Origin of the sequence: Candidatus Magnetaquiglobus chichijimensis, from assembly GCF_045865675.1 — a bacterium.
GTDB classification, from domain to species: Bacteria; Pseudomonadota; Magnetococcia; order Magnetococcales; family Magnetaquicoccaceae; genus Magnetaquiglobus; species Magnetaquiglobus chichijimensis.
This window is the reverse complement of the sequence record NZ_BAAFGK010000004.1, coordinates 1,079,831-1,101,363: the sequence shown is the minus strand read 5'-3', so window position 1 is coordinate 1,101,363 and position 21,533 is coordinate 1,079,831. Positions and strand designations below refer to the sequence as shown.

Below are 21,533 nucleotides of genomic sequence, written 5' to 3'. Positions count from 1 at the left end.
AGCAATCCAAATAATCTGCGCGTACCTGCCCCTCCCCGATGCAGCCGCAGCCAGCCATTCAGCATCCTGAGACAGGTTTGATGACGACATTGGAACGCCAAATCGAGCAAGACCTCATTGATAAACTAAGCGAGCTTAAATACACCGCTCGCCCCGACATCCGCGACCGCGCCGCGCTGGAGGCCAACTTCCGCGTCAAGTTCGAGGCTCTCAACCGGGTCAAGCTCACCGAAAACGAATGCGCGCGCCTCCTGGACAGCATCACCACGCCCGACGTTTTCAAGGCCGCTCTGGTGCTGCGCAGCATCAACGCCTTCGAACGGGACGATGGCACCCCGCTCAATTATACGCTCGTCAACATTAAGGATTGGTGCAAGAACGACTTCGAGGTGGTCAACCAGCTTCGCATCAACAACCACAGCAGCCACCACCGCTATGACGTGGTGCTACTCATCAATGGCGTGCCGGTGGTGCAGATCGAGATGAAATCCCTCTCGGTCAGCCCGCGCCGCGCCATGCAGCAGATCGTCGATTACAAGAACGACCCAGGCAACGGCTATGGCAACACGCTGCTGTGCTTCATCCAGATCTTCATCGTCAGCAACCGCACCGATACCTGGTACTTCGCCAACAACAACATACGACACTTCAGCTTCAACGCCGACGAGCGCTTTTTGCCCGTTTACCAGTTCGCGGACCCAGACAACAAGAAGATCATCCATCTCGATGCCTTTGCCGAGAAGTTCCTTACCAAATGCACCCTGGGCGAGATGGTCAGCCGCTACATGGTGCTGGTGGCCAGCGAGCAGAAGCTGGTGATGATGCGGCCCTATCAGATCTATGCCGTGCGCGCCATCGTGGATTGCATCCACCAGAACTGCGGAAATGGTTACATCTGGCACACCACCGGCAGCGGCAAGACGCTTACCTCGTTCAAGGCCTCCACGCTGCTCAAGGACAATCCGGACATCGACAAATGCCTGTTCGTGGTGGATCGTAAAGACCTCGATCGCCAGACCCGCGAGGAGTTCAATCGCTTCCAGGCAGGGTGCGTCGAAGAGAACACCAATACCGAGGCACTGGTGCGCCGCTTGCTATCGGATGACTATGCCGACAAGGTCATTGTCACCACCATCCAGAAGCTGGGCCTGGCACTCGATGGCACGAACAGGCGCAACTATGTGGAGCGTCTGAAGCCGCTTCGCGAGCAACGCATGGTCTTCATTTTCGATGAATGCCATCGCTCCCAGTTTGGCGAGAACCACAAGGCCATCAAGGAGTTTTTTCCCAACGCCCAACTCTTCGGTTTCACTGGCACCCCCATCTTTGAGGCCAACGCGAGCTATCAGCAGATTGAAGGCCAGGAGGCCAGCTACCGCACCACGGATGACCTGTTCCAGCGTTGCCTGCACCAGTACACCATCACCCACGCCATCGACGACAGAAACGTCCTGCGCTTTCATATCGATTACTACAAGCCAGATGGCAACAACCCGTCTATGCCCAGTGAGGCACTGGCTAAAGAAAAGGTGATCGAAACCATCCTCGCCAAACACGACGCCGCCACCAGTGGCCGCAAATTCAACGCCGTGCTGGCCACCGCCAACATCAACGACGCTATCGCCTATTTCGATGCGTTCCAACGGATGCAGGCCGACAGACGGACCGCAGACCCGGAATTCAAACCGTTGCACATCGCCTGCGTCTTTTCGCCGCCCGCCGAAGGCAACAAGGACGTAGCGCAAATTCAGGAAGATCTGCCGCAGGAAAAAATCGATAACGAACAGGATCCAGAGGGCAAAAAGGCCGCGCTCATCCGCATCATCGCGGAATACAACGCCCACTACGGCACCAACCACCGACTGGCCGATTTCGATCTCTACTACCAGGATGTGCAAAAGCGCATCAAAGACCAGCAATACCCCAATGCCGACCTGCCTCACGAGCAGAAGATCGATTTGACCCTGGTCGTGGACATGCTGCTCACCGGTTTTGATTCCCAGTACCTCAACACCCTGTATGTGGACAAAAATCTCAAGCACCACGGCTTGATTCAAGCCTTCTCGCGCACCAACCGCGTACTTAACGACAGCAAGCCCTACGGCAACATCCTCGATTTTCGTCAGCAGCAAAAGCCGGTCGAAGAGGCCATAGCCCTCTTTTCGGGCGAAAAAATCGACAACCCGCGCGAAATCTGGCTGGTGGACCCCGCCCCCAAGGTCATCGACAAGCTTGGGGCCGCCACGCAGCAACTGGAAGATTTTTTGCGCTCGCAGGGCCTGGAGGCCAAGCCCGAAGAAGTGGCCAACCTCAGGGGCGATGCGGCGCGCAGCCAGTTTGTCAACCTGTTCAAAGAGGTGCAGCGCCTGACCACCCAGCTCGACCAGTACACCGATCTTTCCGAGGAACAGAAAAAACAGATCGATACCATCGCCCCACCCGATACCCTGCAAAGCTTCCGCGCCCAGTACCTGGAAACCGCCCGCCAGCTCAGGAAAAAGCAGGACAAGGGCGACACCGCCCCCGAGGTACAGCAGCTTGATTTCGAGTTCGTCCTTTTTGCCAGTGCTGTCATCGATTACGATTATATCATGGCTCTCATCGCCCGTTTGACGCTGCCCGGCAAACGCACCATGAGCCGTGAGGAGTTGATCGGCCTCATTCAGTCGGAAGCCAAGTTGCTGGACGAGCGCGACGACATCGCCGAGTATATTCGCAGCCTGCCGGTGGATCAGCCGTTGGACGAAAAAGCCATCCGTGAAGGTTTCGAGCGCTTCAAGGCCGAGAAAAAAATGCAGGCCATTACCGAACTGGCCGCCCGCCACGGGCTGGAGGCGCAAGCCCTGCAAGATTTTGTCGAGGCGGTGCTGCGCCGCCACATCTTCGACGGCGAACTTCTTTCCGACCTCTTCGCCCCTCTGGGGTTGGACTGGAAAGCCCGCACCAAGGCGGAACTGAAACTGATGGACGAACTCGCCCCCCTGCTGCACAAGCTCGCCCAGGGGCGGGAGATTGCCGGGCTGGCCGCTTATGAAGAGGAGCGCGCATGAGCGGGAACAACAAACGCCCCTTGGTGCCACGGTTGCGGTTTCCGGAATTTCGGGAGGGGGGGGAGTGGGAAAGTGCGCAACTTGATCAGTTAATATCAACAATTACGCCGCCCAAGAAGATTCAAACCACAGACTACCTGCGGGAAGGTCAGTTTCCAATCATCGACCAAGGGCAAAGCGATATTGCGGGATGGACAAACGATGCAGAGTCCTTAATTGATAATCATCAAGTATTAATTGTTTTTGGTGATCATACGTGTTCACTTAAGTTATTGAGACGTGCCTTTGCACAAGGTGCCGATGGCATCAAGATACTTAAGGGGAATGCCCTCGTCAGCACTGATTATCTGTACCAATTTCTTCACTTTCGCCCTGTCATCCAGGAAGAGTACAAGAGGCACTTTGCCATTTTTAAAGCCAAGGTAGTTGCCTACCCAGAGAGACAGAGTGGCGAACAACAAAAAATCGCCGACTGCCTCACCTCCCTCGACGACCTCATCACCGCACACTCCCAGAAGCTCGACAAGCTCAAAGCCCACAAAAAGGGGCTGATGCAGCAGCTTTTCCCCGCCGAGGGTGAAACCGTGCCACGACTGAGGTTTGCGGAGTTCGACGGGGAGTTATCGAGTTCTCCACTCGGGTCCGTTGCTTATTTCGTGTGCGCTAAAATCAGCATCGATGAAATTACTGCGGATCGGTATGTAAGCACGGAAAACCTGCTACCTGATTTCGGTGGTATGAGCCCATCATTTAAACTGCCATCGGTTTCATCCGTAACCTGCTTCCAGCCGGAAGACATCCTTATTTCTAATATTCGCCCATACTTGAAGAAAGTTTGGAAAGCCGACATACGAGGTGGTGTGTCAAACGATGTGCTTGTTGTTCGATCAAAAGGGCAAATTGGTGCTGGTTACTTAGCCGCAATACTACGAAGCGATTTCTTTATCGACTACGTGATGCGAGGTGCCAAAGGCGTCAAGATGCCGCGTGGCGAGATTCCGATGATTCGTGAGTTCCCGGTACCTTGTTCTTGCCATGCCGAGCAACAAAAAATTGCCGATTGCCTTTCCTCCCTCGACGACCTTATCACCGCCCAAAACCAAAAGCTCGAAGCGCTCAAAGCCCACAAAAAAGGGCTGATGCAGCAGCTTTTTCCAGTCATGGATGAAGGGGCGGCATGACGCAGCTCATTCTTTACACCAGTGAGGACGGCCAGGCCCAGGTGCAACTGCGGGCCGACCTGGGCACGGTCTGGCTCACCCAACTGGAAATGGCGGAACTGTTTAACGCCAGCAAGCAGAATATTTCACTGCACTTAAAGAACATTTATCAAGACGGTGAACTGGACCCCGCCGCAACTGTCAAGGAATCCTTGACAGTTCAAACCGAGGGCGCCCGCGAAGTGCGCCGCCCGGTCACGCTCTACAACCTGGATGCCATTCTGGCGGTGGGCTACCGCGTGAGATCAAAGCGTGGGGTGCAATTCCGCCGCTGGGCCAGCACGGTACTGGTGGAATACCTGCGCAAAGGCTTTGTGATGGACGACGAGCGGCTCAAGAATCCCGATGGGCGGCCGGACTATTTTGACGAAATGCTGGCGCGCATCCGGGACATTCGCGCCTCGGAAAAGCGGTTTTATCAAAAAGTGCGCGATCTGTTCGCCCTGGCGACCGACTACGACAAGAGCGACCAAGCCACCCAGCAATTTTTTGCCACGGTGCAAAACCTGCTTTTGTATGCCGTCACGCAACAAACCGCCGCCGAGATTGTCCTGACCCGCGCCAACCCGGCGGATGCACATTTTGGCTTGCTGGCCTGGAAGGGCGCACGGGTACGCAAGCAGGATATCCTGATCGCCAAAAACTATCTGACGGAAGATGAAATCGACACCCTCAACCGGCTGGTGGTGATCTTTCTGGAAACCGCCGAACTGCGTGCCAAGCGGCAAACCATCACCAGCATGGATTTCTGGCGGCAAAACGTGGGACAAATCATCACCGCCAACGGTTTTCCTCTGCTTGCCGGGGCTGGTTCGGTGAGCCATGCCCGCATGGAGCAGCAGGTTGCCACGCTCTTTCTGGATTATGACCAGCGACGCAAAATCGAAGAGGCGCAAGCAGCCGACGTGCAGGACGAGGCCGAACTCAAGGCGTTGGAAAACCGGCTCAAGCACCGTAAGGAGAGAGCGGAATGAGTAATAATACGCCAAAAAACTTTGCCGACCTGCCCAAACTGGCCGCACATCTGCGGCAGGTGTTGGTAGACAAGAAGACCGTCCTACTCTATGCCTACAACGGCACAGGAAAGACCCGTCTTTCGATGGATTTCAAGGATATTGGTAAGCAAGGCGATGCAAGAGATACGCTCTACTTCAACGCCTTCACCGAAGACCTGTTCCACTGGGACAACGATTTGGACGGGGATAGCGAGCGGGTGTTGACAATCAATTCCGCCTCACACTTTTTCGCCGGGCTGGAATCGTTGGAGATGGAAAGCCGCATCCGTCCCTTTTTGCACCGTTATACCGATTTCGATTTCAGCATCGACTACGAGAAATGGACAATCAACTTCTCCCGAGAAGTCCAGGGCGAAACCGTTGACCATATCAAGGTGTCACGCGGCGAGGAAAATATTTTCATTTGGTGCTTTTTCCTCGCCATCGTGCAACTCGCCATGGATGGGGCGGAAGCCTATCAATGGGTTCAATACATCTATATCGACGACCCCGTCTCGTCGCTGGACGAGCACAACGCCATTGGTGTGGCGAACCACCTCGCACAACTTCTCAAGCGGCCAGACAGCAGGCTCAAGACCGTCATCTCAACGCACCACACGCTGTTCTTCAATGTGTTGAGCAACGAACTGAGCCGTGCGCGCAAGTACTTTGTCAACAGACCGGCAAGCCGCAGCGGCTACACCCTGCAGGAGGAAAAGGGCGACACGCCATTCTTCCACCATGTTGCTGCCTTGGCCGAGTTGTATCAGGCCGCGCGGGAAGACCGCTTGTTCACCCACCACTTCAATATGCTGCGCACCATTCTGGAAAAGACGGCAAGCTTCCATGGATACAAAGACTTTTCAGTTTGTATCAAGCAGCGGGAAGACGACCTGGACGGCATCCTGCACACCCGCCTGATTAACATCCTGAGCCACGGCAAATATTCGCTCTTCGAGCCTCAACAAATGCTGGAGGAGAACAAAGAGTATTTCAGGAAGATCCTGCACGACTTCCTGAACCGCTACCCCTTCAATCCCGATTTGTTCCCTCAGGCACCTGAGACAGTAGGCACACCATGACCGAAACCGACAAACAAAAACTGGGCAAGACCCTTTGGGCCATCGCCGACCAATTGCGCGGGGCGATGAATGCGGACGATTTCCGCGATTACATGCTGGCTTTTCTGTTCCTGCGCTACCTGTCCGACAACTTTGAATCGGCGGTGCAGAAGGAGCTTGGGCCTGACTATCCCACCCTGCCCGCAAGCGACCGCCGGACGCCTCTGGCGGTGTGGTATGCGCAAAATCCGGACGATACGGGACAATTGGAAAAACAACTGCGCCGCAAGGTGCATTATGTGATCCGCCCGGAATATCTGTGGACGAGCCTGGCTGAGATGGCGCGCACGCAGAGCGCGGAACTGTTGACCACGCTGCAAAAAGGTTTCGACTACATCGAGAGCGAATCCTTCACCAGCACCTTTCGAGGGCTGTTTTCGGAGATCAATCTGGCCTCGGACAAGTTGGGCAGAACCTATGCCGAGCGCAATGCACAGCTGTGCAAGATCATCAACGAGATCGCCAAGGGGCTTGCCGATTTTTCCACCAACAGCGATACCTTGGGCGATGCGTATGAGTACTTGATCGGCCAGTTTGCGGCTGGCAGCGGCAAGAAAGCGGGCGAGTTCTACACCCCGCAGCGCATTTCAGACATCCTGTCGGCCATTGTCACGCTGGATTCTCAGGCCCCGAAAACGGGTCAGCGCGTGCATCTGGACAGCGTGCTGGACTTTGCTTGCGGCTCGGGTTCATTACTCTTGAATGTGCGCCACCGCATGGGGCCGCACGGCATCGGCAAGATCGCCGGGCAGGAGAAGAACATCACCACCTACAACCTGGCACGCATGAATATGCTGCTGCACGGGGTGAAGGATTCGGAGTTCGACATCTTCCACGGCGACACGTTGACCAACGATTGGGAGTGGCTGCGCGAGACCAACCCGGCCAAGACGCCGAAGTTTGACGCCGTGGTGGCCAATCCGCCGTTCAGCTATCGCTGGGAGCCCACGGACGCACTCGCCGAGGATGTGCGCTTCAAGAACCATGGTCTCGCACCGAAGTCGGCGGCGGATTTTGCCTTCCTGTTGCACGGTTTTCACTATTTGAAACAGGACGGGGTGATGGCTATCATCCTGCCGCACGGCGTGCTGTTCCGGGGTGGAGCCGAGGCACGCATCCGTACCAAGCTGCTGAAAGACGGCCACATCGACACGGTGATCGGCCTGCCGGCCAACCTGTTCTTCTCCACCGGCATTCCGGTGTGCATCCTGGTGCTGAAGAAATGCAAAAAGCCGGATGATGTGCTGTTCATCAACGCAGCCGAGCACTACGAGAAAGGCAAGCGGCAAAACCAGCTCTTGCCCAAGCACATCGAAAAGATCATCGACACCTATCAGCACCGCAAGGAAGAAATCCGTTACTCGCGGCGCGTGTCATTGGAGATCATCGAGAAGGAACATGATTTTAATTTGAATATCTCGCGCTATGTGAGTACAGCCGAGGCGGAGGAAGGAATCGATCTTGGCGTGGTGCATAGGGAACTGGTGACTTTAGAAGAGAAAATAGAGGCAGATACAAGAAAGCACAATGAATTCCTGAAGGAGCTAGGCTTGCCACCTTTGCCTTGATTCTAAACTTTGCTGAGATGTTGCTGAAAAAAACTCCGAAGACTGGGAAAATTCCCGTGTCTGGAGGCGGAAACAGGTTCATTACGCGCCGAAACGCTCTATAACCCGCTCAAGTTTCTCCTGTGGCGATCATGAACGATAAATCGGCTTGCGTAGCACACGAGCTCTTTTCGGGAATTTATCAGGTTGTATTGCTTCTCTTGGATATGGAGATTTGCTAAGTATTGCGTTAGCTCCAATGCGGATCGCCTTGCAGGGAGACATACGGAAATTGAGGAGACCAAAGCAGAAATTGGAGGCGGCGCGAGTGAGCAGAAAACAACGTCGCAACTTGGCTGGGACAGGATCCGCGCAAGTACTGGAAGTGCCGGCGGAATGTGGGGTGACGATTGAATTGAGAAAAGGAAAGGATGAAAAAAGAAGAAAAAAATTTAGCGAAAACAATAGAGAAAGCGAGATTGATTGTCAAAAGAAGCGTCAAAAAATGTTGGGGGATTTTGGGGATTTCTGATCGATTTGCGCTTGTTTTGATAATTTTTCAAAATAAAGAAAACGACATGAAATGGTTTAAAAGTATGATATTTAAATTAAATTTCAAAATGATGCGCTTGTGTTGGGTGGAAAGAAACGGAACGGAAACGGAACTAAAAAAGGGGCCTTGCGGCCCCTTGTTGAATTGCTATTTTTGCTGCTTCCATGTCCAATAATCGGTGACCGATTCAAAAGCCATGTAGCCTCCATCCGCCTTGGCGATAATGGCGGCCCAAGGAGCCAGTTTTTTGGCCATGTAACGGGTGCTTACTTCCAAAAATTCCTTGCGCATTTTTTTTCTCCTGCCCCTGATTCCCGAGGCGCGGTCAGAGCACCTTTGCCCTGTTGGATCTATTTATACTGTATTTGGATACAGTATGCAACGGAAAAATGCAACCTGGTCACTTTTTTTCGAGTCGCTCTTTGAGAAGAGCCAGCATGCCAGGCGGTATGGGAGAGTGTCGTCTTGACCATGGATCACATGTCCATCCGTCTACTGTCCCTGTCCTGATATCCAGCATCTCGCCAATCTCACGATTGGTGATCTGGTGATCATCTCGGATCTTAAGCAACTCATCCCGCTCTGGAGATGAGTATCTGATCCACTCCATCCCGATCTCTGGAGGCACTCCTAGGGCCGCCAGTACCTTGCCAGGGGCATCGGTCTCGATCCGTCCACCAGCTGCATGGATGGCTTGCATTGTGATGCCATCCAATACCTCACCGGAGTGGCGGCGCTTGATGACTCCGATCCCGTAGGATCCGGCGGTCTTGTCTAGACGGTATTTCTGTCCGCTTATCGTGATTTTCATTCACCCTCCCAAAAATTACTTGGTCTGCGCCTGGACCCACATGCCGAGCTTGATGGAGGTCTCAAGATTGGTCCGGATATCAATCCACCGAGAGGCACTCGTCTCGGCGATGAGGGAATCCAGCAAGCCCACACCCTTATTGGTCTGCTCGACCATGTGGGCAGGCACCTTCCCGGCGGCCAGCATGGCCTTGACGTGGTTGCTGCTGCTGGTGATGATCTGCATCGCGTTGGCCCGGATGGTCTCTGCCCATGCGACCTGCTTGTCACTACCGACCAGGGCCGGCAATCCAGACTCTTTGGCGTCGATAGCGGCCTTGGCGCTCTCTGCCGCCCGCTCGGCTTGCAGGCAAGCATTGCAGGCACCTTGCCGACCCATCCAATCAGCGCGTCCTTGGCGAGCAGCAACCGGCCCGCAAATGTCTGCAACGCTGGTGTGACCGCAGGTGTGGGTGATCGTGTATTTGGCCATGGTTTGTCTCCTGCCCCTGATTCCCCGAGGCGCGGTCAGAGCACCCTTGCTCTGTTGGATCTATTTATACTGTATTTGGATACAGTACGCAACGGAAAAAAATGCAACCAGGCGCATTTTTTTATAGAGGGAAACAAAGCAAAAAAAAGCCCAGCGCAGACGATGAATCTGGCTGGGCTGGCCACCTATCCGGCGGCTTAAGTGCTGGAGTAGCGCTTGTTTCGCTTCCGCTTTGAGCTACTTCTCCTTAGAAATTTCTTATGAGCACCTCTTTTGCCGGGATGTTTTGGCTGGCGAGGCACGAGTAGCGGGTGGTGACGGGATCGATGCGGAATCGTTCGAAGATTTGGCGCACTTCCGGAACGTCGTTCAGACTGAGGGTGAATCGTCCGCGCAGACCGGCGAGCAGCTCGGCGAGGGTGGTGAAATCGGCGCGGGAGAAGATGCCTTTGCCGTAGTAGTTCTCGCAATTCCAGTAGGGAGGGTCGATATAGAAGAAGGTTTCCGGGCGGTCGTAGCGCGGGATTAGGTCGATGTAGGGCAGGTTTTCGATGGTCACGCGCGCCAGGCGGGTGTGGGCCAGGGAGATTTCGCGGCGGATCGCGAGTGGGTTGAGGCGCGCCGGCTCGGTGGCCGAGGTGCCGAAGGTTCGGCGGCCTGTCATGCGACCGCCGAACGAGAGCTTGTGAAGGTAGTAGAATCGGGCGGCGCGCTGGATATCGGTCAGGCTGGATGCTGGGGTGTCGAGGAGTCTGATGAACTCCTCGCGACTTGAGAGCGACCAGCGCAGGGCGTCCGCGAAAGACGCCCAGTGGTGCTGGACGACGCGATAGAGGTTGATCACATCGCCGTTGATGTCGTTGAGCACTTCGCTTGCCGATGGCGGTTTGCGGAACAGTACCCAGGCGGCGCCGGCGAACGGCTCGACGTAGCAGCGGTGGGCGGGGATTTGTGAGACGATGGTTTTGGAGAGCAGGTACTTACCGCCCATCCAGCCGGCGAGCGGCGGTTTGATCAGGTTGGACATGTTGAGATTCCGGGGTCGCTCGCGGGCGGTCGGATTGGCGAGACTCGCGGTCTCTTAAGTGATTGATGGTTTTGCAGCGTGGGCATTTGATTTCAAGGTGCCCGCTCCCCTTGGCCAATAATTTATGGCACTGGCCACAACGTATTTCCAACAGCACAGAAAATCCCCTATACTCACCCCGCCGCGCGTGCGGTGCGGGACGGCCAAAACTGGCCAAGTTGGTCTGTGCAGAGTTGGTTTCTGCGGCTTGGGGTGCTCGCAACACCCCAGGCCCCCGCTTATCGAGGCCGCAAAGCTTTTCCTTTCTTGTGCTCTCCCGGCTGTCGCCTTATCATTCATGACAGCGTTCATGCGCAGATTATAAGAAGTCACAATAAGCCACAACAGGAAGCGCTTCACGAAGCTTGATGTTGCGGTGCCTTTTCACATCTTGTCGATCATGGAGAACCGCATGAAGATCAGTCCATTGATTGTAGCTTTGTCTGTTTTCTTTGTGCCAGATGTCAGCTGGTCTACCCCGCAATACCCGGAGAGCGCGGCATCTTACACGACTCTAGATCGTGAGGTTGGGTGCAAGAGTCAATACAGCAGTGATAAAAAAGACAATATTTTCAAGAGTCAATATTACAACCACTGGATGACATGGACGGGGACGGTTGAATTGTCTTCGGCAAACAGCGCCAGCCTTAATATTGACAGGATGGGTACGGCAGATTTGCGCGTTGAATTTGCTGATGATCGGGCGGGATATGATTTACTGAAGGGGAGTATTATCACGGTTCGGTTTTTGATGAAGAGCGAGGGCGGGTGTTTTCTTCCGTTTTCTGGGACAAACGCGGTGATCGTCACGCCGCAGCGCAGCACGTCCGGGTATGGACAATCTGCTCCAGCGGCCATGGGATATTCTCAACCAGCCTACACCCCGCCAACGCCAACCTATACATTCAAATGCCGCACTGCGGACGGCAAGGATTGCAGCAGGCCGCAATAAACTCTGCTCGAACCAACCTGAAAAGCGTGAGCCGGCCAAACAGGCCGGCTTGCCGCACCTTTAACGTGCACAATTCATACCTAATCCGTGGGCTGCTTCCCAGGCGATTTGGCTTGCGTCGGCGTTCGCAAGCCCCCGCAATCTGATGAGATCGTTTATTTTCCATGACAATTCTGGCCAGTCTGGAACGTTTTGGCAGCCAGTTTGGACGTAGGACATAATCAACGGCTCAAGAAGTTTTCGATACTCGGTTGCACTGTTACGGTGGCTTTGAATGCCATAAAACTCCGCGCCCGTCATGGCGTGGGCTGCGCTTGACGACAAAGTGACACATACGGCTGCAACGGCCAGTAATTTTTTCATGAATCCTCTCTGGAAGTGGTGTGGACGGGTGGTTCACGTCTACATCAGCCCGCCCACACCCGTCAATAGCTATTTTCCAGACAAGATTAGAATGTCCTGCGCACGCTCAAAATCCCGACGCTTGATGTCTTGAATTCGCCGCACGCCAAGATCTTTTTTCACCCGCTCCCACACCGCTTGGCGTGTTGATTTTGTGTTGCTGCTTGCCTCGCCGGCCAGGGCCGAGAGGGTGACGAGCTGTGTCTCGGTGAGTGGCAGGGATTGATAGTGATTCCATGCGACGATTCCGGAGATGATCAGAACGGCGGCTACCGGGGCGGCGATCATGGTGGCACGAAAACAAGATGCAAATCTTTTTTCAAAAGAAAGACTGCGGTGCTGCACGAATTGCTGCGGGTCGAGGCTGTTCAGCATGTGACGCTCCTTTGAAGGGGATGATTGGTTGTAAAACCGACCATCATTCTTCGTGAAGCGGAATGGGAAAGATTAATAGATTGAGAATATTAACCTTATTTTGTTTTAAACTGAAACAATTTCGCTACAGACAGTGGAATCATGAATACCCCTTGTTCAAGCGCCTGTAGCATCAGCCTGCGCTCCTCGGGGGTACTCTCCAGATAGGCGGTGAAAACCATCTCGGCTTTGGGTTTTGGTGGCACATCAGACCCTTCCCCCCTCAGAATGCTCTCGACAACATACAACACCCCCGCCACCTCTTCGGCGACGCGGCGCGGATTGCACTCGCCGGACCTCATGCCTGTCAGGATGTAATTCACATCCACACCGGCTGCCGCAATGGAGGCGAGATAGGTGGCATCAGGGATTCGCGTGTTTTTTTCGTAGGTAAACTGCGTATTCAGAACAACCCCGCCAATAGCAGCGAAATCAGTTTGATTCATTTTCAAACGTTTACGCTCTTCAAGAATCCGATCTCCAATATTTTCACTCATTTGCTTAAATTTCCATTGACTGATTAATGCGAACGCTTTAATCTAATACCCATGTCGAACACAGACAACAAACGCAGACACGAGAACAGGACAATGCGCAAACCCCAAAATTGGCCACGCTCGAAAATCAAAATGCACCTGGAGGATGCCGGTTGGAGCCTGCGTCGTCTCAGCCTGGCGCACGGTTTTTCGGCGCGCGTTGGCTCCAAGGCGCTTGATGGCCCGCTCATCCCCCGGATGGAGCTGATCATCGCCGAGGTCATCGGCGTGGAGCCACAGGTGATTTGGCCCCTCTACTACCCGGACGGCAAGCGCGCCCCCAGGAGCGCTCTGGAAAAGCATATCACGCCGCGTCGCAGACGCACAAATGGAGATGCCTTATGAACGCAGCAGGGACAGAGATTGGAGCGCGAACGGGTGCGCTGACCTTTGTCGGGTACGTCGAGGACGGCGATGACCGCTTGGCCGTTTATCAAGAAATCGTGCATGAGCAGCCCAGAACTTACCCTATCCGCTGGCCCGACCGCAACGATGTGATGAGCGGTTTTGGGGCGAATCAACCGCGTCGCAGACGCACAGACAAACAGGAGATCAACGCATGAAAGCGAAAGAGATGCAATTCATCTTGCCGCTGCTCGATCCGCCGAGCATGGAGCGGGAGTTGCCGGGGTTTTTGGATCTGGACTCCCAGATCCGCCACATCATCGGTGAGATGATCGTCAGCAGCCGCAAGGATCGCTACATCCTGGCTGCCGAGATGACGCGCGACACCGGGAAGGATATCTCCCATCACATGCTGTATGCCTGGACCAGCAGCAAGGAGAGTCAGCGGTTTCCGCTGGCCTACCTGGTTGCCTTCGAGAAGGCGTGCGGATCGTATGATCTGCTGGAATTTCTGGCGGCCAAGCGCGGGTGCGCCCTGTTGATCGGTGATCAGACCGAGGCGGCCAACCTGGGGCGCATCCAGATGCTGAAACAGGATCTGGATCGTGAAGAGGAGAAAATCCAGTCGCGCATCGAGCGCAAACGGCGGTTGGCTGAGTTGCAGGGGGTGCGGTGATGGAAAACGAAACCGGGGAGATCGAAGAGATGGCAATCGAGGGTGAGGTGATCCCGCCTCCGGCGGATGTGGCGACCACGGGGAGTGCGCGTGGCGTGGACTATTTTGCGAATTGGGTCAGTCAGTCCTGGCGCGATTCGATGGAGGGGATTTTCGAGACCGGGCGTCGGCTCTCCGAGGCCAGGAAGGCGCTTGGCAACGAATTTGAGACTCTGCTCAACAGGTTGCCGTTCGGCAGGGTGACCGCGTTGCGGCTTCGGCGGGTTGCCGAGAGCCCGCGTTTTGCAAACTGTTCACCGGTGAACAACCTGCCAAGCTCTTACTCCATTTTGCATGAGTTGCTCACCCTGCCTCAAGAGGTGTTCGACGACTTGCTTGACAAAGGGTTGATCAACAAAGACACGACCCGGCAGGAAATCGTTGATATCAAGACAGCTCTGAAAACCGGCCAGCACACCCATTCGGCGAAAACGACCGGCGGCACCACCACCTCGAGCGGCAAGGATGGTGGTGAGTCCGGCGGGCTTCCCACGCAACGCACCATCGACTATCCGAAGCGGGTCAAGCTGATTCTGACTGTCCCGGAAGCAACAATGCTTCAGGAGATGTTCGAATCAGCCAGCAAGATCGGCATGGTCACGCAGTGGATCAACAAGAATTTCACGGCCAAAGACAAGGAGCGTCCGGACCCGGACAAGCTGGCGAAGAAATTCGCCGACCTGAATTTGCCTGAAATTTTCTTCGCTACGAGGTAAGCGATGCTCGCCGCGCTTTCATCCTGGGCTGTTGCCTCCGAGCTGGCCGGGCTTCCCGGCCTGCCGGGCACGGTGCGCGGCATCTTGATGCGGGCCGAGCGTGACGGGTGGCTGAAACGGAAACTGCCGGTCGGCAAGGGGTTCGAGTTCCATATCGGCAGTTTGTCTGACGAGGCGCGCGCGGAGTTGAATAAACGGCGCGCGGCAGGGGTGAACGAAGAGCCGGACCCGGACCATGACTTGCCGGTGTTGGCGGATCCGATCGAAACGCAGTTGGCGGCGCGCTGGGATGTGCCGGAAACGCAGGGTTTGAAACAGTGGCAGAGGGAGATCATGGACGCCAGGGCGGTCATTTTGCGGGAGGTGGCGCGATGGGAAAACGAGATGCCCCTGGTTGAGGCGGTCCAGGTGGTCATGGCGCTGGCCAAGGATGGCACGCTCCCCCCTGATGTTCAGGCCGCCATCCCGTTTGCCCTGGCCAAAACCGGAAAAGGCAAGGAGTTGCTCTCGGCCAGCACCATTCACCGCTGGCGCGCCGCTGCCAAGCTGGGCGCGGGCGCCCTGGCCCCGGCGGCCATGGACGCGGGCGAAACGCCGGTCTGGGCCAATCCGTTCTTGAAATATTACCGCACCGCGAATCGCCTGACGGTCCCGGCGGTGATTGCCAAGATGCAGCGCGAAGGAGTGGATCCGGCCTGGATCCCATCTTACAGCCAGGCGCGGCGCTATCTGGCGCGGATCGGCGAGGTGGAGGCGAACCGGGGGCGGGTTTCTCGGCTGCAACTGACCGCGATGAAGCCCTTCACCCGGCGCGACACCTCGAAGCTTTACCCATTCGATATCGTCAATGGCGACGGGCATTTGTCCTACATGCTGGTCGAGCACCCCAACACCGGCAAGCCGACCAGGCTGGAGCTGACCGAGTTGTTCGACGTTGCCACCCGCATGCATGTCGGCTGGTCGATCAACTACGCGGAGAGCACCAAGGCTGTCATGGATGCCTTGAGGATGGCGGTGGAGTTTGGCGGGGTGCCCAAGGTGGTGCATTGGGACAACGGCTCCGGTGCGAAGAACAAGAACCTGCAAGACGAAGTGAGCGGCCTTAAAAAACGGCTCGGCTTCGAGTTTTATCACCAGACCGCTGGCAATCCCCAGGCAGGCGGCATCGTGGAGCGGGGTCATCAGCAGGTGTTCATCCCGGCGGCGCGCACGTTCGAGAGCTATGTCGGGCGGCGCGACAAGGATGACGGCCTGCTTCGGGTCCGGATGAAGGCGATTCGCGAGGGAAAGATTCGTCTGCCGACGATACCGGAGGTGGTGCGGGTGATCGATGCGCTGCGCGAGGAGTACAACAACCGCCCGCATCGCTCCCTGCCCAAGACCATCGACAAGATCACCGGCAAGGAGCGGCACGAAACCCCGGTTGAGGCGTGGAAGCGGCATGTGGATGCCGGGTGGAAGCCGGTCAAGGTGGTGGACAGCCTGGAGGAGTTTCGGCTGGAGGAGGTGCGGCATGTCATTCGCGGCGAGATTCGCTTCCACAAGATGTTTTACGCCAATAACGCGGAGTTGGCCGGGATGACGGGTCAGGTGCGGGTGCGGTTCGATCCTCGCGACGGCAGCAGGGTGTGGGTTTACAGCCTGGACAAGCACGACAGATTTATCTGCGAGGCGCTGCGGGACGGGAACAGGAAAGACTATCTCGTGGACAGCGTGCTCGATCATGCCGAGCAGATCCGGCTGCGTGGCCAACTGGCCCGCCTGGACCGCAAGAAGCTGGAAAAACAAGAGGAGTCGCGCCGGACTTTGGAGCTGGTCCGCGAGCCGGAGCGGCTCACGGTCGAGCAACAGGAGACTGCCAATCGCATGTCTGGTCTGCCGGTCGCCGAGGCCGCCGACTACACCGAGATGCTGGCGGTGCGTGATGAGCAGTTTTCGGACGGTCAGTCCGGGGGTCGCCCCATCTTTTCCGGTCCCTTCGCCGAGCGTGATTGGGGAGTGTGGGCGATGGGGCACATCGAAGAGCTGGACGAAGAGGAGTTGGATCGGCTGGAGGCCAGCCTGGAGGATCCGCGATTCCGGATGCTGGTCGGGGTTGACGGGGCGGACGCAGGCATAAAAAGAAAGGCCGGATCCGTGGCATGATCCGGCCCCGCAAAACACCAAAAGCAAGGGGAATATAGCATGAAAAACGTGTTGGTACAGACAGAAAATGTGCACCGTTTTTTAAGCGGTGTCGGGGAGCTGGAAAAGCGCGGGGCCCGCGAGGCGTCGATCATGCTGCTGATCGGCGATCCGGGTTTCGGGAAAACCGAGTGCGTGGAGCGCTGGGCGGACCAGGAAGACGCGGTTTATCTGTGCGGCTATCCCCGCGTCACTGCGCAGATGGTGCTGGGAGACCTGGTGCGCGAGCTGGGCGGGATCCCGGACGGGCGGTACGAGACGCGGCGGCAGCAGGCGGACCGGCTGTTGCGGAGCAGCCTGAACGACAAAGGCATGCCGCGCCCGATCATTCTGGATGAGGCGCAATTTTATCTGGAAAACAAGGCCGAGGCTCTTGAAGTGATTCGCAGCCTGACCGACCGGCACGAGAACTCTCTGGTGTTGGTCTCGATGGACGACATTCAAAAGCAGATCGCCAAGTACGACCAGATTTCGTCGCGGATCGCCAGCGTGGTGAAGATGCACCCCGCAAACATCGCGGATGTCGAAAAGCTCTGCGACGGGTTGAGCGAGGTGAAAATCTCCCAGCGGCTCGCCGAGGAGATTTTGCATCACACCGGAGGGCGGCATCGGGATGTGGTCAAATCCATCGCCCTGGCCGAGACGTTCGGCAAGCGAAACCGGAAAGAGTTGGTCAACTGCGTGATGATGAGCGGGGAGGTGATCGCGTATGACTGGCGCGACGAGACCCCGCGCAAAGTCCGCGAGGCCATGGCCGCGCGCGAGGCGCGGGAGATGAAGAAGCAGCAAGAGGAGTGCGCGAGGTCGGCGGCATGAGCGCGCGCTGGATCGCGGGCATCGTGCTGGACGAGTTGCGCAACGGGTCCGGAACGCGGGTTGAGCTGGCGGCGCGCATCCCGGATCTGAATCCGGAACAGATCAGCAACGCCTTGTGCACCCTGCAAAAGAATGAAATGGCGATCGTGATCGACCGGCGCAGGTGGTACATCACGGCGCACGGTGCGAGCTACGACGGTCAGGGATTTTTGTCCGGTGGAGCCGGTCAGGAGCGGGCCCGCAAAACACCGAAAAAGCGCACCCTGCGGCAGCGCGCCTGGGCTGCGCTGCGCCGCAAAAGGGGTGGCAAGGCGACCATCCCGGAGCTGATGAAGAGTTTGGGCACGGATCGGGAGATGGATGCCAACAACATCGGCTGCTATTTCCGGAGATTGGCCGATGTTGGCCTGCTGATCAATCCGGGCCGGCGCGTGACCGGGAGCGGACCGAACAGCCCTGGATTCCTGTTGTGGACCATTCCACTCGATGTCGGACCGAAAGCGCCGATCTGGCAGACCGCCAAGAACCAGGTCTACGACCCGAATACCGGCGAGACCTACAAATTGCCACCCAAAAAACAAGGAGTCACCCCATGAGCTGCGCCATTTTTATCAACAGCCGGGAAGAGCTTAAGGTCAGGCAAAACCGGCGGCGGGCGCGCGGGCATCATCAGCAGCCGACGCTGCGGTGTGACGCCATCCTGCTGCTGACGGTGCAGCACCGCTTTCGGCGCTTTGATCGCGGCTGCCCTGTGACGCAGAAAGCCTTGAAAGCGGCAAAACAGGAGATCCTGCGCATCCTTGTGGCTCGTCCTGGTCATAGGATCGTCGAGGGCGAGTTGCGCACGATGATGCATCACACCCCGCGCCAGGTGGTAACCGAGGCGCTGAAATCCCTGTCCCGTCTCGGGCGTATCATCCACGGCGGTACCTTGCGCATCAACGGCCAGCTGCATCCGTGCAGTGTGGTTCTTGTCAACCCTATTCGTTCAACCGATGGAATTTTGGAGAAAGATCATGTCTAGCAGCAGCAACATCGTCATTCCGGACGGCTTCTGGCAAGACCCGCAGGGGCGGCTGATTCCGGCGAGCATGGTCAAGCCGATTGACCAGCTCCGCGATCAGACCGTGCGCAAGCTGGTTCAGGCGGCCATGGATTTGAACGAGGACATGGCCGAGTTCAAATCCATGGCGTTCGATGAGGTGAGCGCGTTCATCGCCATCTCGGCATCGGATCACGGGGTGAGTGTCGGCGGCCTCAAGGGTAACGTTACGTTGACCACCTATGACGGTCAGTACCGTGTTCAGAGGGCGTTTTCGGCGGTTCTGGTCTTCGATGAGCAGGTGCAGATCGCCAAATCCCTGGTCGATGAGTGCATCAAGGGGTGGACCTCGGCTTCTCACCCGGCGGTCCAGGCGTTAATCAATGAGGTTTTTCGCGCGGACGCCCAGGGAGAGTTGCCGGTCAACAAGGTCTATGAGCTGCGCCGGCTACAGATCGACGATGAAAAGTGGCAGAAGGCCATGCAGATCCTGACCGACTCGATCCGCGTCGATCATACCCGCTCCTATCTGCGCTTTTACCAGCGCACGGATGAGGGAGAGTTCGTGCCGATTCCGCTCGATTTGGCGACTGTCCGGGTGGGACGGCTGGAAGAGAAAGTGCCACAGGAGATCATCTGATGGACGAGCAGCAGAAAGAAAAAATCGTTCGCGGGCTTCATGTTGCGATTCATGCGTGCAACGAAGCCATCGATCGAGTCAATGATGTGTTTGTAGATCTGGATGGTGATGAAGACCTTTCCGTGCAAGATTCCGAGGATCACTGGAACTTGCACGAAAAACTTCTAGAAGAGGCTGATAAGATCGTCGGACTCTGCGAATCGCTTCTGAAGAAATACACCAACAAGGGGTGACCGGTGGACCGCTCAACGCTTGAATTCTTCGCCAGGGCCACGGTCGAGGCGCGTTTCGTTCAGGGCTTCATGACCACCCGTCGAGGTTGGATGCCGTTTCTGGATGACCGTGGCGTGCTTTCGCGATTTACCGGCAAGGACGGGCTTTTTTCCGGCAAGGCGGAAGCGGAGCAGGCTGGGGAGCGGTTCAAGCGGGAGTGCCGGGAGAAGCTGGAAAATCAACAGCAAGACCAGGGCGCGCCGGTGTGGCGCGCAAGGGGTGCGTGATGTATACGACCGAGAAAGAGGCGGCTGAAAAATGGTGTTGTCAGGCGCGGCACGAGGCGGTAGCGCAGGCGGACCGCAAGATTATGGTGCCGTGCATCGGCTCTGGATGCATGGCGTGGCGGTGGAATTTTTCAGCGCTTGAAGAAGTCGATTTGAGCAAGCGACGCGGCTATTGCGGTTTGGCCGGAAGATTGGAGTGGTGACGATGAAACGCATCCAGTCACCCTCCGGATTCTGTCATAGCCGCCGCCTTTCGCTCTGGTGGCTGGTGTTGGCCGGCCTGGCGCTGGGCGTGTCGATCCCGGCGGCGGCCTGGATGGCGTATGAGTGGGTGGCGCGTGTGTGATCCGGTTTTCAAGCGCGTGATCATCCCACGCAATGCCAGGATCTGCTGGCACTGCCGGTACTGGGAGCGCCACGGCAAGTTCGGCACCGGCTGGTGCCGGGCTGGCGCTTTGCAAATCACCACGCTGGGCTGGGATTGTGCGCAGTTCGAGCGCAAAAGGGAGGATGCAAAATGAGTATGCGTGCCACAAAACTGATCGCAAAAATCCACATCGCCAAGGTGCAGCTCGGGCTGGATGACAACGCCTACCGCGCCCTGCTCGAATCCTGCACCGGCAAGGCGAGCTGCAAAGAGATGACGGATAGGGAGTTGCGCGGGGTGTTGCGGGAGTTCGAGCGGCGTGGCTGGAAACCGGCCCCGCCCAAGCCCGAGGCCCCGCCGGTTGGCATCGAGATCCCGCCGGGATCGCGCTGGATGGCGCGCCCTTCGAACTGGGATGACCCGGAAAAACGCGGGATGTACGCGAAGATCTACGCCATGATCTGCGCCAATAAAATCCATGATTGGAGCTGGGGTTATGTGCGTGGAACAGCGAAAAAGATGTTCGAGAAGACGCGCGGCGATGTGGTGCTGGAGTTTTTGTCGGTGGCCGAGCTGCACAAGCTGACCAGCGCCCTGGCGATCCACTCGTGGCGGCTCAAGCAGAGGCCGGCATGAGCGGTCTGGCCGAGGCCGATTTCGCGCTCTGCGAGCTGCCGCCGATGCTGCGGGAGCTGGTCGATGTGGCTGGTTTTGCGGCAACCGTTGCCCTGGCCGAGCGGTTCGGTGGCACCGAAATCGTTGTCCCGGCGCGCGAGCCGGGGCCGGAGTGGATCGTCTGGCAATGCGCCGGTGGCGAGGCTGCCGGCAAGATCTGGCGGCGTTATCAAGGGTTGCGGGTCTATATCCCGAAGGGCGATCGCGCGTTGCGCTGCGTGCGCAACCGGCAGATCGTCGAGGCGTATCGTGGTGATGCCACGGCGAACAGGCTGGCGCGCGAGTTCGGGCTTTCGTCGCGCCGGGTGAGCGATATTTTGAACAACCCGGATTCTGGTGGTGCTGGCGATGGTCGCCGGCGGCGGGATCCGAGACAGCTGGCGATGGAGATTTAG

Annotated in this window: 31 protein-coding genes; 23 read left to right on the top strand and 8 right to left on the bottom strand. The window is 56.9% G+C overall.

Annotated elements, in window-relative coordinates; genetic code table 11:
• Positions 1–80 precede the first annotated feature (80 nt).
• The 6 genes from ACOY6C_RS09110 to ACOY6C_RS09085 all read left to right on the top strand — a co-directional run bounded on the left by ACOY6C_RS09110 (position 81) and on the right by ACOY6C_RS09085 (position 8,465).
• Positions 81–3,050, top strand: a complete 2,970-nt coding sequence (locus ACOY6C_RS09110; RefSeq protein ID WP_420905158.1) for a type I restriction endonuclease subunit R — start codon at positions 81–83, stop codon at positions 3,048–3,050.
• A complete protein-coding gene (locus ACOY6C_RS09105) occupies positions 3,047–4,231 on the top strand; it encodes a restriction endonuclease subunit S domain-containing protein (protein WP_420905157.1) in 1,185 nt (394 codons plus the stop codon). The genes ACOY6C_RS09110 and ACOY6C_RS09105 overlap by 4 nt, the downstream gene beginning before the upstream one ends.
• The gene (locus tag ACOY6C_RS09100; protein WP_420905156.1) at positions 4,228–5,244 is read left to right on the top strand and encodes a virulence RhuM family protein; all 1,017 of its coding nucleotides are present in this window, start codon (positions 4,228–4,230) and stop codon (positions 5,242–5,244) included. Before ACOY6C_RS09105 ends, ACOY6C_RS09100 begins: the two co-directional genes overlap by 4 nt.
• Entirely contained in the window at positions 5,241–6,347 is a 1,107-nt protein-coding gene (locus ACOY6C_RS09095) for an AAA family ATPase (RefSeq protein WP_420905155.1), read from the top strand. The genes ACOY6C_RS09100 and ACOY6C_RS09095 overlap by 4 nt, the downstream gene beginning before the upstream one ends.
• Positions 6,344–7,954, top strand: a complete 1,611-nt coding sequence (locus ACOY6C_RS09090) for a type I restriction-modification system subunit M (RefSeq protein ID WP_420905154.1) — start codon at positions 6,344–6,346, stop codon at positions 7,952–7,954. The genes ACOY6C_RS09095 and ACOY6C_RS09090 overlap by 4 nt, the downstream gene beginning before the upstream one ends.
• Positions 7,955–8,102: 148 nt before the next feature.
• The gene (locus ACOY6C_RS09085) at positions 8,103–8,465 is read left to right on the top strand and encodes a hypothetical protein (RefSeq protein WP_420905153.1); all 363 of its coding nucleotides are present in this window, start codon (positions 8,103–8,105) and stop codon (positions 8,463–8,465) included.
• Positions 8,466–8,633: 168 nt separating this feature from the next.
• On the opposite strand, the gene ACOY6C_RS09080 is transcribed toward ACOY6C_RS09085, so the two are convergent.
• The 5 genes from ACOY6C_RS09080 to ACOY6C_RS09060 all read right to left on the bottom strand — a co-directional run bounded on the left by ACOY6C_RS09080 (position 8,634) and on the right by ACOY6C_RS09060 (position 10,952).
• The gene (locus ACOY6C_RS09080; RefSeq protein WP_420905152.1) at positions 8,634–8,777 is read right to left on the bottom strand and encodes a hypothetical protein; all 144 of its coding nucleotides are present in this window, start codon (positions 8,775–8,777) and stop codon (positions 8,634–8,636) included.
• Positions 8,778–8,886: 109 nt separating this feature from the next.
• Positions 8,887–9,297 (bottom strand): hypothetical protein, encoded by a 411-nt coding sequence (locus ACOY6C_RS09075; protein WP_420905151.1) that lies wholly within the window; start codon positions 9,295–9,297, stop codon positions 8,887–8,889.
• Positions 9,298–9,312: 15 nt separating this feature from the next.
• On the bottom strand, positions 9,313–9,768 hold the full coding sequence (locus ACOY6C_RS09070; RefSeq protein WP_420905150.1) for a hypothetical protein: 456 nt from the start codon (positions 9,766–9,768) through the stop codon (positions 9,313–9,315).
• 247 nt (positions 9,769–10,015) lie between these two features.
• Positions 10,016–10,795 (bottom strand): DNA adenine methylase, encoded by a 780-nt coding sequence (locus ACOY6C_RS09065; RefSeq protein WP_420905149.1) that lies wholly within the window; start codon positions 10,793–10,795, stop codon positions 10,016–10,018.
• Entirely contained in the window at positions 10,749–10,952 is a 204-nt protein-coding gene (locus ACOY6C_RS09060) for a zinc finger domain-containing protein (RefSeq protein WP_420905148.1), read from the bottom strand. The genes ACOY6C_RS09065 and ACOY6C_RS09060 overlap by 47 nt, the downstream gene beginning before the upstream one ends.
• A 294-nt stretch (positions 10,953–11,246) precedes the next feature.
• Here ACOY6C_RS09060 and ACOY6C_RS09055 point away from each other — a divergent pair, with 294 nt between their 5' ends.
• Entirely contained in the window at positions 11,247–11,786 is a 540-nt protein-coding gene (locus tag ACOY6C_RS09055; RefSeq protein WP_420905147.1) for a hypothetical protein, read from the top strand.
• 60 nt (positions 11,787–11,846) lie between these two features.
• Here ACOY6C_RS09055 and ACOY6C_RS09050 read toward each other — a convergent pair whose 3' ends face one another.
• The 3 genes from ACOY6C_RS09050 to ACOY6C_RS09040 all read right to left on the bottom strand — a co-directional run bounded on the left by ACOY6C_RS09050 (position 11,847) and on the right by ACOY6C_RS09040 (position 13,099).
• Complete coding sequence (locus ACOY6C_RS09050; protein ID WP_420905146.1) at positions 11,847–12,149, bottom strand: hypothetical protein; 303 nt, start codon at positions 12,147–12,149, stop codon at positions 11,847–11,849.
• Between the two features lie 69 nt (positions 12,150–12,218).
• Complete coding sequence (locus tag ACOY6C_RS09045; protein ID WP_420905145.1) at positions 12,219–12,563, bottom strand: hypothetical protein; 345 nt, start codon at positions 12,561–12,563, stop codon at positions 12,219–12,221.
• Between the two features lie 95 nt (positions 12,564–12,658).
• The gene (locus ACOY6C_RS09040; protein ID WP_420905144.1) at positions 12,659–13,099 is read right to left on the bottom strand and encodes a helix-turn-helix domain-containing protein; all 441 of its coding nucleotides are present in this window, start codon (positions 13,097–13,099) and stop codon (positions 12,659–12,661) included.
• A 93-nt stretch (positions 13,100–13,192) separates the two neighbouring features.
• Here ACOY6C_RS09040 and ACOY6C_RS09035 point away from each other — a divergent pair, with 93 nt between their 5' ends.
• The 16 genes from ACOY6C_RS09035 to ACOY6C_RS08960 are packed head-to-tail and all read left to right on the top strand — an operon-like array spanning position 13,193 to position 21,533.
• Positions 13,193–13,483, top strand: coding sequence for a helix-turn-helix domain-containing protein (locus ACOY6C_RS09035; protein ID WP_420905143.1), 291 nt, complete (start codon positions 13,193–13,195; stop codon positions 13,481–13,483).
• Positions 13,480–13,701 carry a hypothetical protein gene (locus tag ACOY6C_RS09030; protein ID WP_420905142.1) on the top strand — a complete coding sequence of 74 codons (222 nt, stop codon included), beginning with the start codon at positions 13,480–13,482 and terminating at the stop codon, positions 13,699–13,701. Before ACOY6C_RS09035 ends, ACOY6C_RS09030 begins: the two co-directional genes overlap by 4 nt.
• Positions 13,698–14,159: a hypothetical protein gene (locus tag ACOY6C_RS09025; protein ID WP_420905141.1), complete on the top strand. Its 462-nt coding sequence runs from the start codon at positions 13,698–13,700 to the stop codon at positions 14,157–14,159. The genes ACOY6C_RS09030 and ACOY6C_RS09025 overlap by 4 nt, the downstream gene beginning before the upstream one ends.
• Positions 14,159–14,914 (top strand): hypothetical protein, encoded by a 756-nt coding sequence (locus ACOY6C_RS09020; RefSeq protein ID WP_420905140.1) that lies wholly within the window; start codon positions 14,159–14,161, stop codon positions 14,912–14,914. The genes ACOY6C_RS09025 and ACOY6C_RS09020 overlap by 1 nt, the downstream gene beginning before the upstream one ends.
• Before the next feature lie 3 nt (positions 14,915–14,917).
• Complete coding sequence (locus tag ACOY6C_RS09015) at positions 14,918–17,059, top strand: Mu transposase C-terminal domain-containing protein (protein WP_420905139.1); 2,142 nt, start codon at positions 14,918–14,920, stop codon at positions 17,057–17,059.
• A gap of 39 nt (positions 17,060–17,098) precedes the next feature.
• Positions 17,099–17,914 (top strand): AAA family ATPase, encoded by an 816-nt coding sequence (locus ACOY6C_RS09010; RefSeq protein WP_420905138.1) that lies wholly within the window; start codon positions 17,099–17,101, stop codon positions 17,912–17,914.
• Entirely contained in the window at positions 17,911–18,510 is a 600-nt protein-coding gene (locus ACOY6C_RS09005; protein WP_420905137.1) for a hypothetical protein, read from the top strand. The genes ACOY6C_RS09010 and ACOY6C_RS09005 overlap by 4 nt, the downstream gene beginning before the upstream one ends.
• Entirely contained in the window at positions 18,507–18,938 is a 432-nt protein-coding gene (locus tag ACOY6C_RS09000; RefSeq protein ID WP_420905136.1) for a hypothetical protein, read from the top strand. Before ACOY6C_RS09005 ends, ACOY6C_RS09000 begins: the two co-directional genes overlap by 4 nt.
• Complete coding sequence (locus tag ACOY6C_RS08995; protein ID WP_420905135.1) at positions 18,931–19,596, top strand: DUF3164 family protein; 666 nt, start codon at positions 18,931–18,933, stop codon at positions 19,594–19,596. Before ACOY6C_RS09000 ends, ACOY6C_RS08995 begins: the two co-directional genes overlap by 8 nt.
• Complete coding sequence (locus tag ACOY6C_RS08990; RefSeq protein WP_420905134.1) at positions 19,596–19,829, top strand: hypothetical protein; 234 nt, start codon at positions 19,596–19,598, stop codon at positions 19,827–19,829. The genes ACOY6C_RS08995 and ACOY6C_RS08990 overlap by 1 nt, the downstream gene beginning before the upstream one ends.
• Before the next feature lie 3 nt (positions 19,830–19,832).
• Positions 19,833–20,096: a hypothetical protein gene (locus ACOY6C_RS08985; protein WP_420905133.1), complete on the top strand. Its 264-nt coding sequence runs from the start codon at positions 19,833–19,835 to the stop codon at positions 20,094–20,096.
• Complete coding sequence (locus ACOY6C_RS08980; protein ID WP_420905132.1) at positions 20,096–20,299, top strand: hypothetical protein; 204 nt, start codon at positions 20,096–20,098, stop codon at positions 20,297–20,299. Before ACOY6C_RS08985 ends, ACOY6C_RS08980 begins: the two co-directional genes overlap by 1 nt.
• 2 nt (positions 20,300–20,301) lie before the next feature.
• Positions 20,302–20,442 carry a hypothetical protein gene (locus ACOY6C_RS08975; protein ID WP_420905131.1) on the top strand — a complete coding sequence of 47 codons (141 nt, stop codon included), beginning with the start codon at positions 20,302–20,304 and terminating at the stop codon, positions 20,440–20,442.
• Positions 20,420–20,617 carry a hypothetical protein gene (locus tag ACOY6C_RS08970; protein ID WP_420905130.1) on the top strand — a complete coding sequence of 66 codons (198 nt, stop codon included), beginning with the start codon at positions 20,420–20,422 and terminating at the stop codon, positions 20,615–20,617. Before ACOY6C_RS08975 ends, ACOY6C_RS08970 begins: the two co-directional genes overlap by 23 nt.
• The gene (locus ACOY6C_RS08965; protein ID WP_420905129.1) at positions 20,614–21,099 is read left to right on the top strand and encodes a phage protein GemA/Gp16 family protein; all 486 of its coding nucleotides are present in this window, start codon (positions 20,614–20,616) and stop codon (positions 21,097–21,099) included. Before ACOY6C_RS08970 ends, ACOY6C_RS08965 begins: the two co-directional genes overlap by 4 nt.
• The gene (locus tag ACOY6C_RS08960) at positions 21,072–21,533 is read left to right on the top strand and encodes a Mor transcription activator family protein (RefSeq protein WP_420905128.1); all 462 of its coding nucleotides are present in this window, start codon (positions 21,072–21,074) and stop codon (positions 21,531–21,533) included. The genes ACOY6C_RS08965 and ACOY6C_RS08960 overlap by 28 nt, the downstream gene beginning before the upstream one ends.

Bases quoted from the DNA above. Each gene is read 5' to 3' on its own strand.
- ACOY6C_RS09095 (WP_420905155.1), top strand. From the start codon at position 5,241: ATGAGTAATAATACGCCAAAAAACTTTGCCGACCTGCCCAAACTGGCC.
- ACOY6C_RS08975 (WP_420905131.1), top strand. From the start codon at position 20,302: ATGAAACGCATCCAGTCACCCTCCGGATTCTGTCATAGCCGCCGCCTT.
- ACOY6C_RS09080 (WP_420905152.1), bottom strand. From the start codon at position 8,777: ATGCGCAAGGAATTTTTGGAAGTAAGCACCCGTTACATGGCCAAAAAA.
- ACOY6C_RS09055 (WP_420905147.1), top strand. From the start codon at position 11,247: ATGAAGATCAGTCCATTGATTGTAGCTTTGTCTGTTTTCTTTGTGCCA.
- ACOY6C_RS09045 (WP_420905145.1), bottom strand. From the start codon at position 12,563: ATGCTGAACAGCCTCGACCCGCAGCAATTCGTGCAGCACCGCAGTCTT.
- ACOY6C_RS09105 (WP_420905157.1), top strand. From the start codon at position 3,047: ATGAGCGGGAACAACAAACGCCCCTTGGTGCCACGGTTGCGGTTTCCG.
- ACOY6C_RS09090 (WP_420905154.1), top strand. From the start codon at position 6,344: ATGACCGAAACCGACAAACAAAAACTGGGCAAGACCCTTTGGGCCATC.
- ACOY6C_RS08965 (WP_420905129.1), top strand. From the start codon at position 20,614: ATGAGTATGCGTGCCACAAAACTGATCGCAAAAATCCACATCGCCAAG.
- ACOY6C_RS09005 (WP_420905137.1), top strand. From the start codon at position 17,911: ATGAGCGCGCGCTGGATCGCGGGCATCGTGCTGGACGAGTTGCGCAAC.
- ACOY6C_RS09015 (WP_420905139.1), top strand. From the start codon at position 14,918: ATGCTCGCCGCGCTTTCATCCTGGGCTGTTGCCTCCGAGCTGGCCGGG.
- ACOY6C_RS09050 (WP_420905146.1), bottom strand. From the start codon at position 12,149: ATGAAAAAATTACTGGCCGTTGCAGCCGTATGTGTCACTTTGTCGTCA.
- ACOY6C_RS09070 (WP_420905150.1), bottom strand. From the start codon at position 9,768: ATGGCCAAATACACGATCACCCACACCTGCGGTCACACCAGCGTTGCA.
- ACOY6C_RS08990 (WP_420905134.1), top strand. From the start codon at position 19,596: ATGGACGAGCAGCAGAAAGAAAAAATCGTTCGCGGGCTTCATGTTGCG.
- ACOY6C_RS09075 (WP_420905151.1), bottom strand. From the start codon at position 9,297: ATGAAAATCACGATAAGCGGACAGAAATACCGTCTAGACAAGACCGCC.
- ACOY6C_RS08980 (WP_420905132.1), top strand. From the start codon at position 20,096: ATGTATACGACCGAGAAAGAGGCGGCTGAAAAATGGTGTTGTCAGGCG.
- ACOY6C_RS09035 (WP_420905143.1), top strand. From the start codon at position 13,193: ATGCGCAAACCCCAAAATTGGCCACGCTCGAAAATCAAAATGCACCTG.
- ACOY6C_RS09030 (WP_420905142.1), top strand. From the start codon at position 13,480: ATGAACGCAGCAGGGACAGAGATTGGAGCGCGAACGGGTGCGCTGACC.
- ACOY6C_RS09065 (WP_420905149.1), bottom strand. From the start codon at position 10,795: ATGTCCAACCTGATCAAACCGCCGCTCGCCGGCTGGATGGGCGGTAAG.
- ACOY6C_RS09040 (WP_420905144.1), bottom strand. From the start codon at position 13,099: ATGAGTGAAAATATTGGAGATCGGATTCTTGAAGAGCGTAAACGTTTG.
- ACOY6C_RS09110 (WP_420905158.1), top strand. From the start codon at position 81: ATGACGACATTGGAACGCCAAATCGAGCAAGACCTCATTGATAAACTA.
- ACOY6C_RS08995 (WP_420905135.1), top strand. From the start codon at position 18,931: ATGTCTAGCAGCAGCAACATCGTCATTCCGGACGGCTTCTGGCAAGAC.
- ACOY6C_RS09000 (WP_420905136.1), top strand. From the start codon at position 18,507: ATGAGCTGCGCCATTTTTATCAACAGCCGGGAAGAGCTTAAGGTCAGG.
- ACOY6C_RS08970 (WP_420905130.1), top strand. From the start codon at position 20,420: ATGAGTGGGTGGCGCGTGTGTGATCCGGTTTTCAAGCGCGTGATCATC.
- ACOY6C_RS09100 (WP_420905156.1), top strand. From the start codon at position 4,228: ATGACGCAGCTCATTCTTTACACCAGTGAGGACGGCCAGGCCCAGGTG.
- ACOY6C_RS09025 (WP_420905141.1), top strand. From the start codon at position 13,698: ATGAAAGCGAAAGAGATGCAATTCATCTTGCCGCTGCTCGATCCGCCG.
- ACOY6C_RS09010 (WP_420905138.1), top strand. From the start codon at position 17,099: ATGAAAAACGTGTTGGTACAGACAGAAAATGTGCACCGTTTTTTAAGC.
- ACOY6C_RS09020 (WP_420905140.1), top strand. From the start codon at position 14,159: ATGGAAAACGAAACCGGGGAGATCGAAGAGATGGCAATCGAGGGTGAG.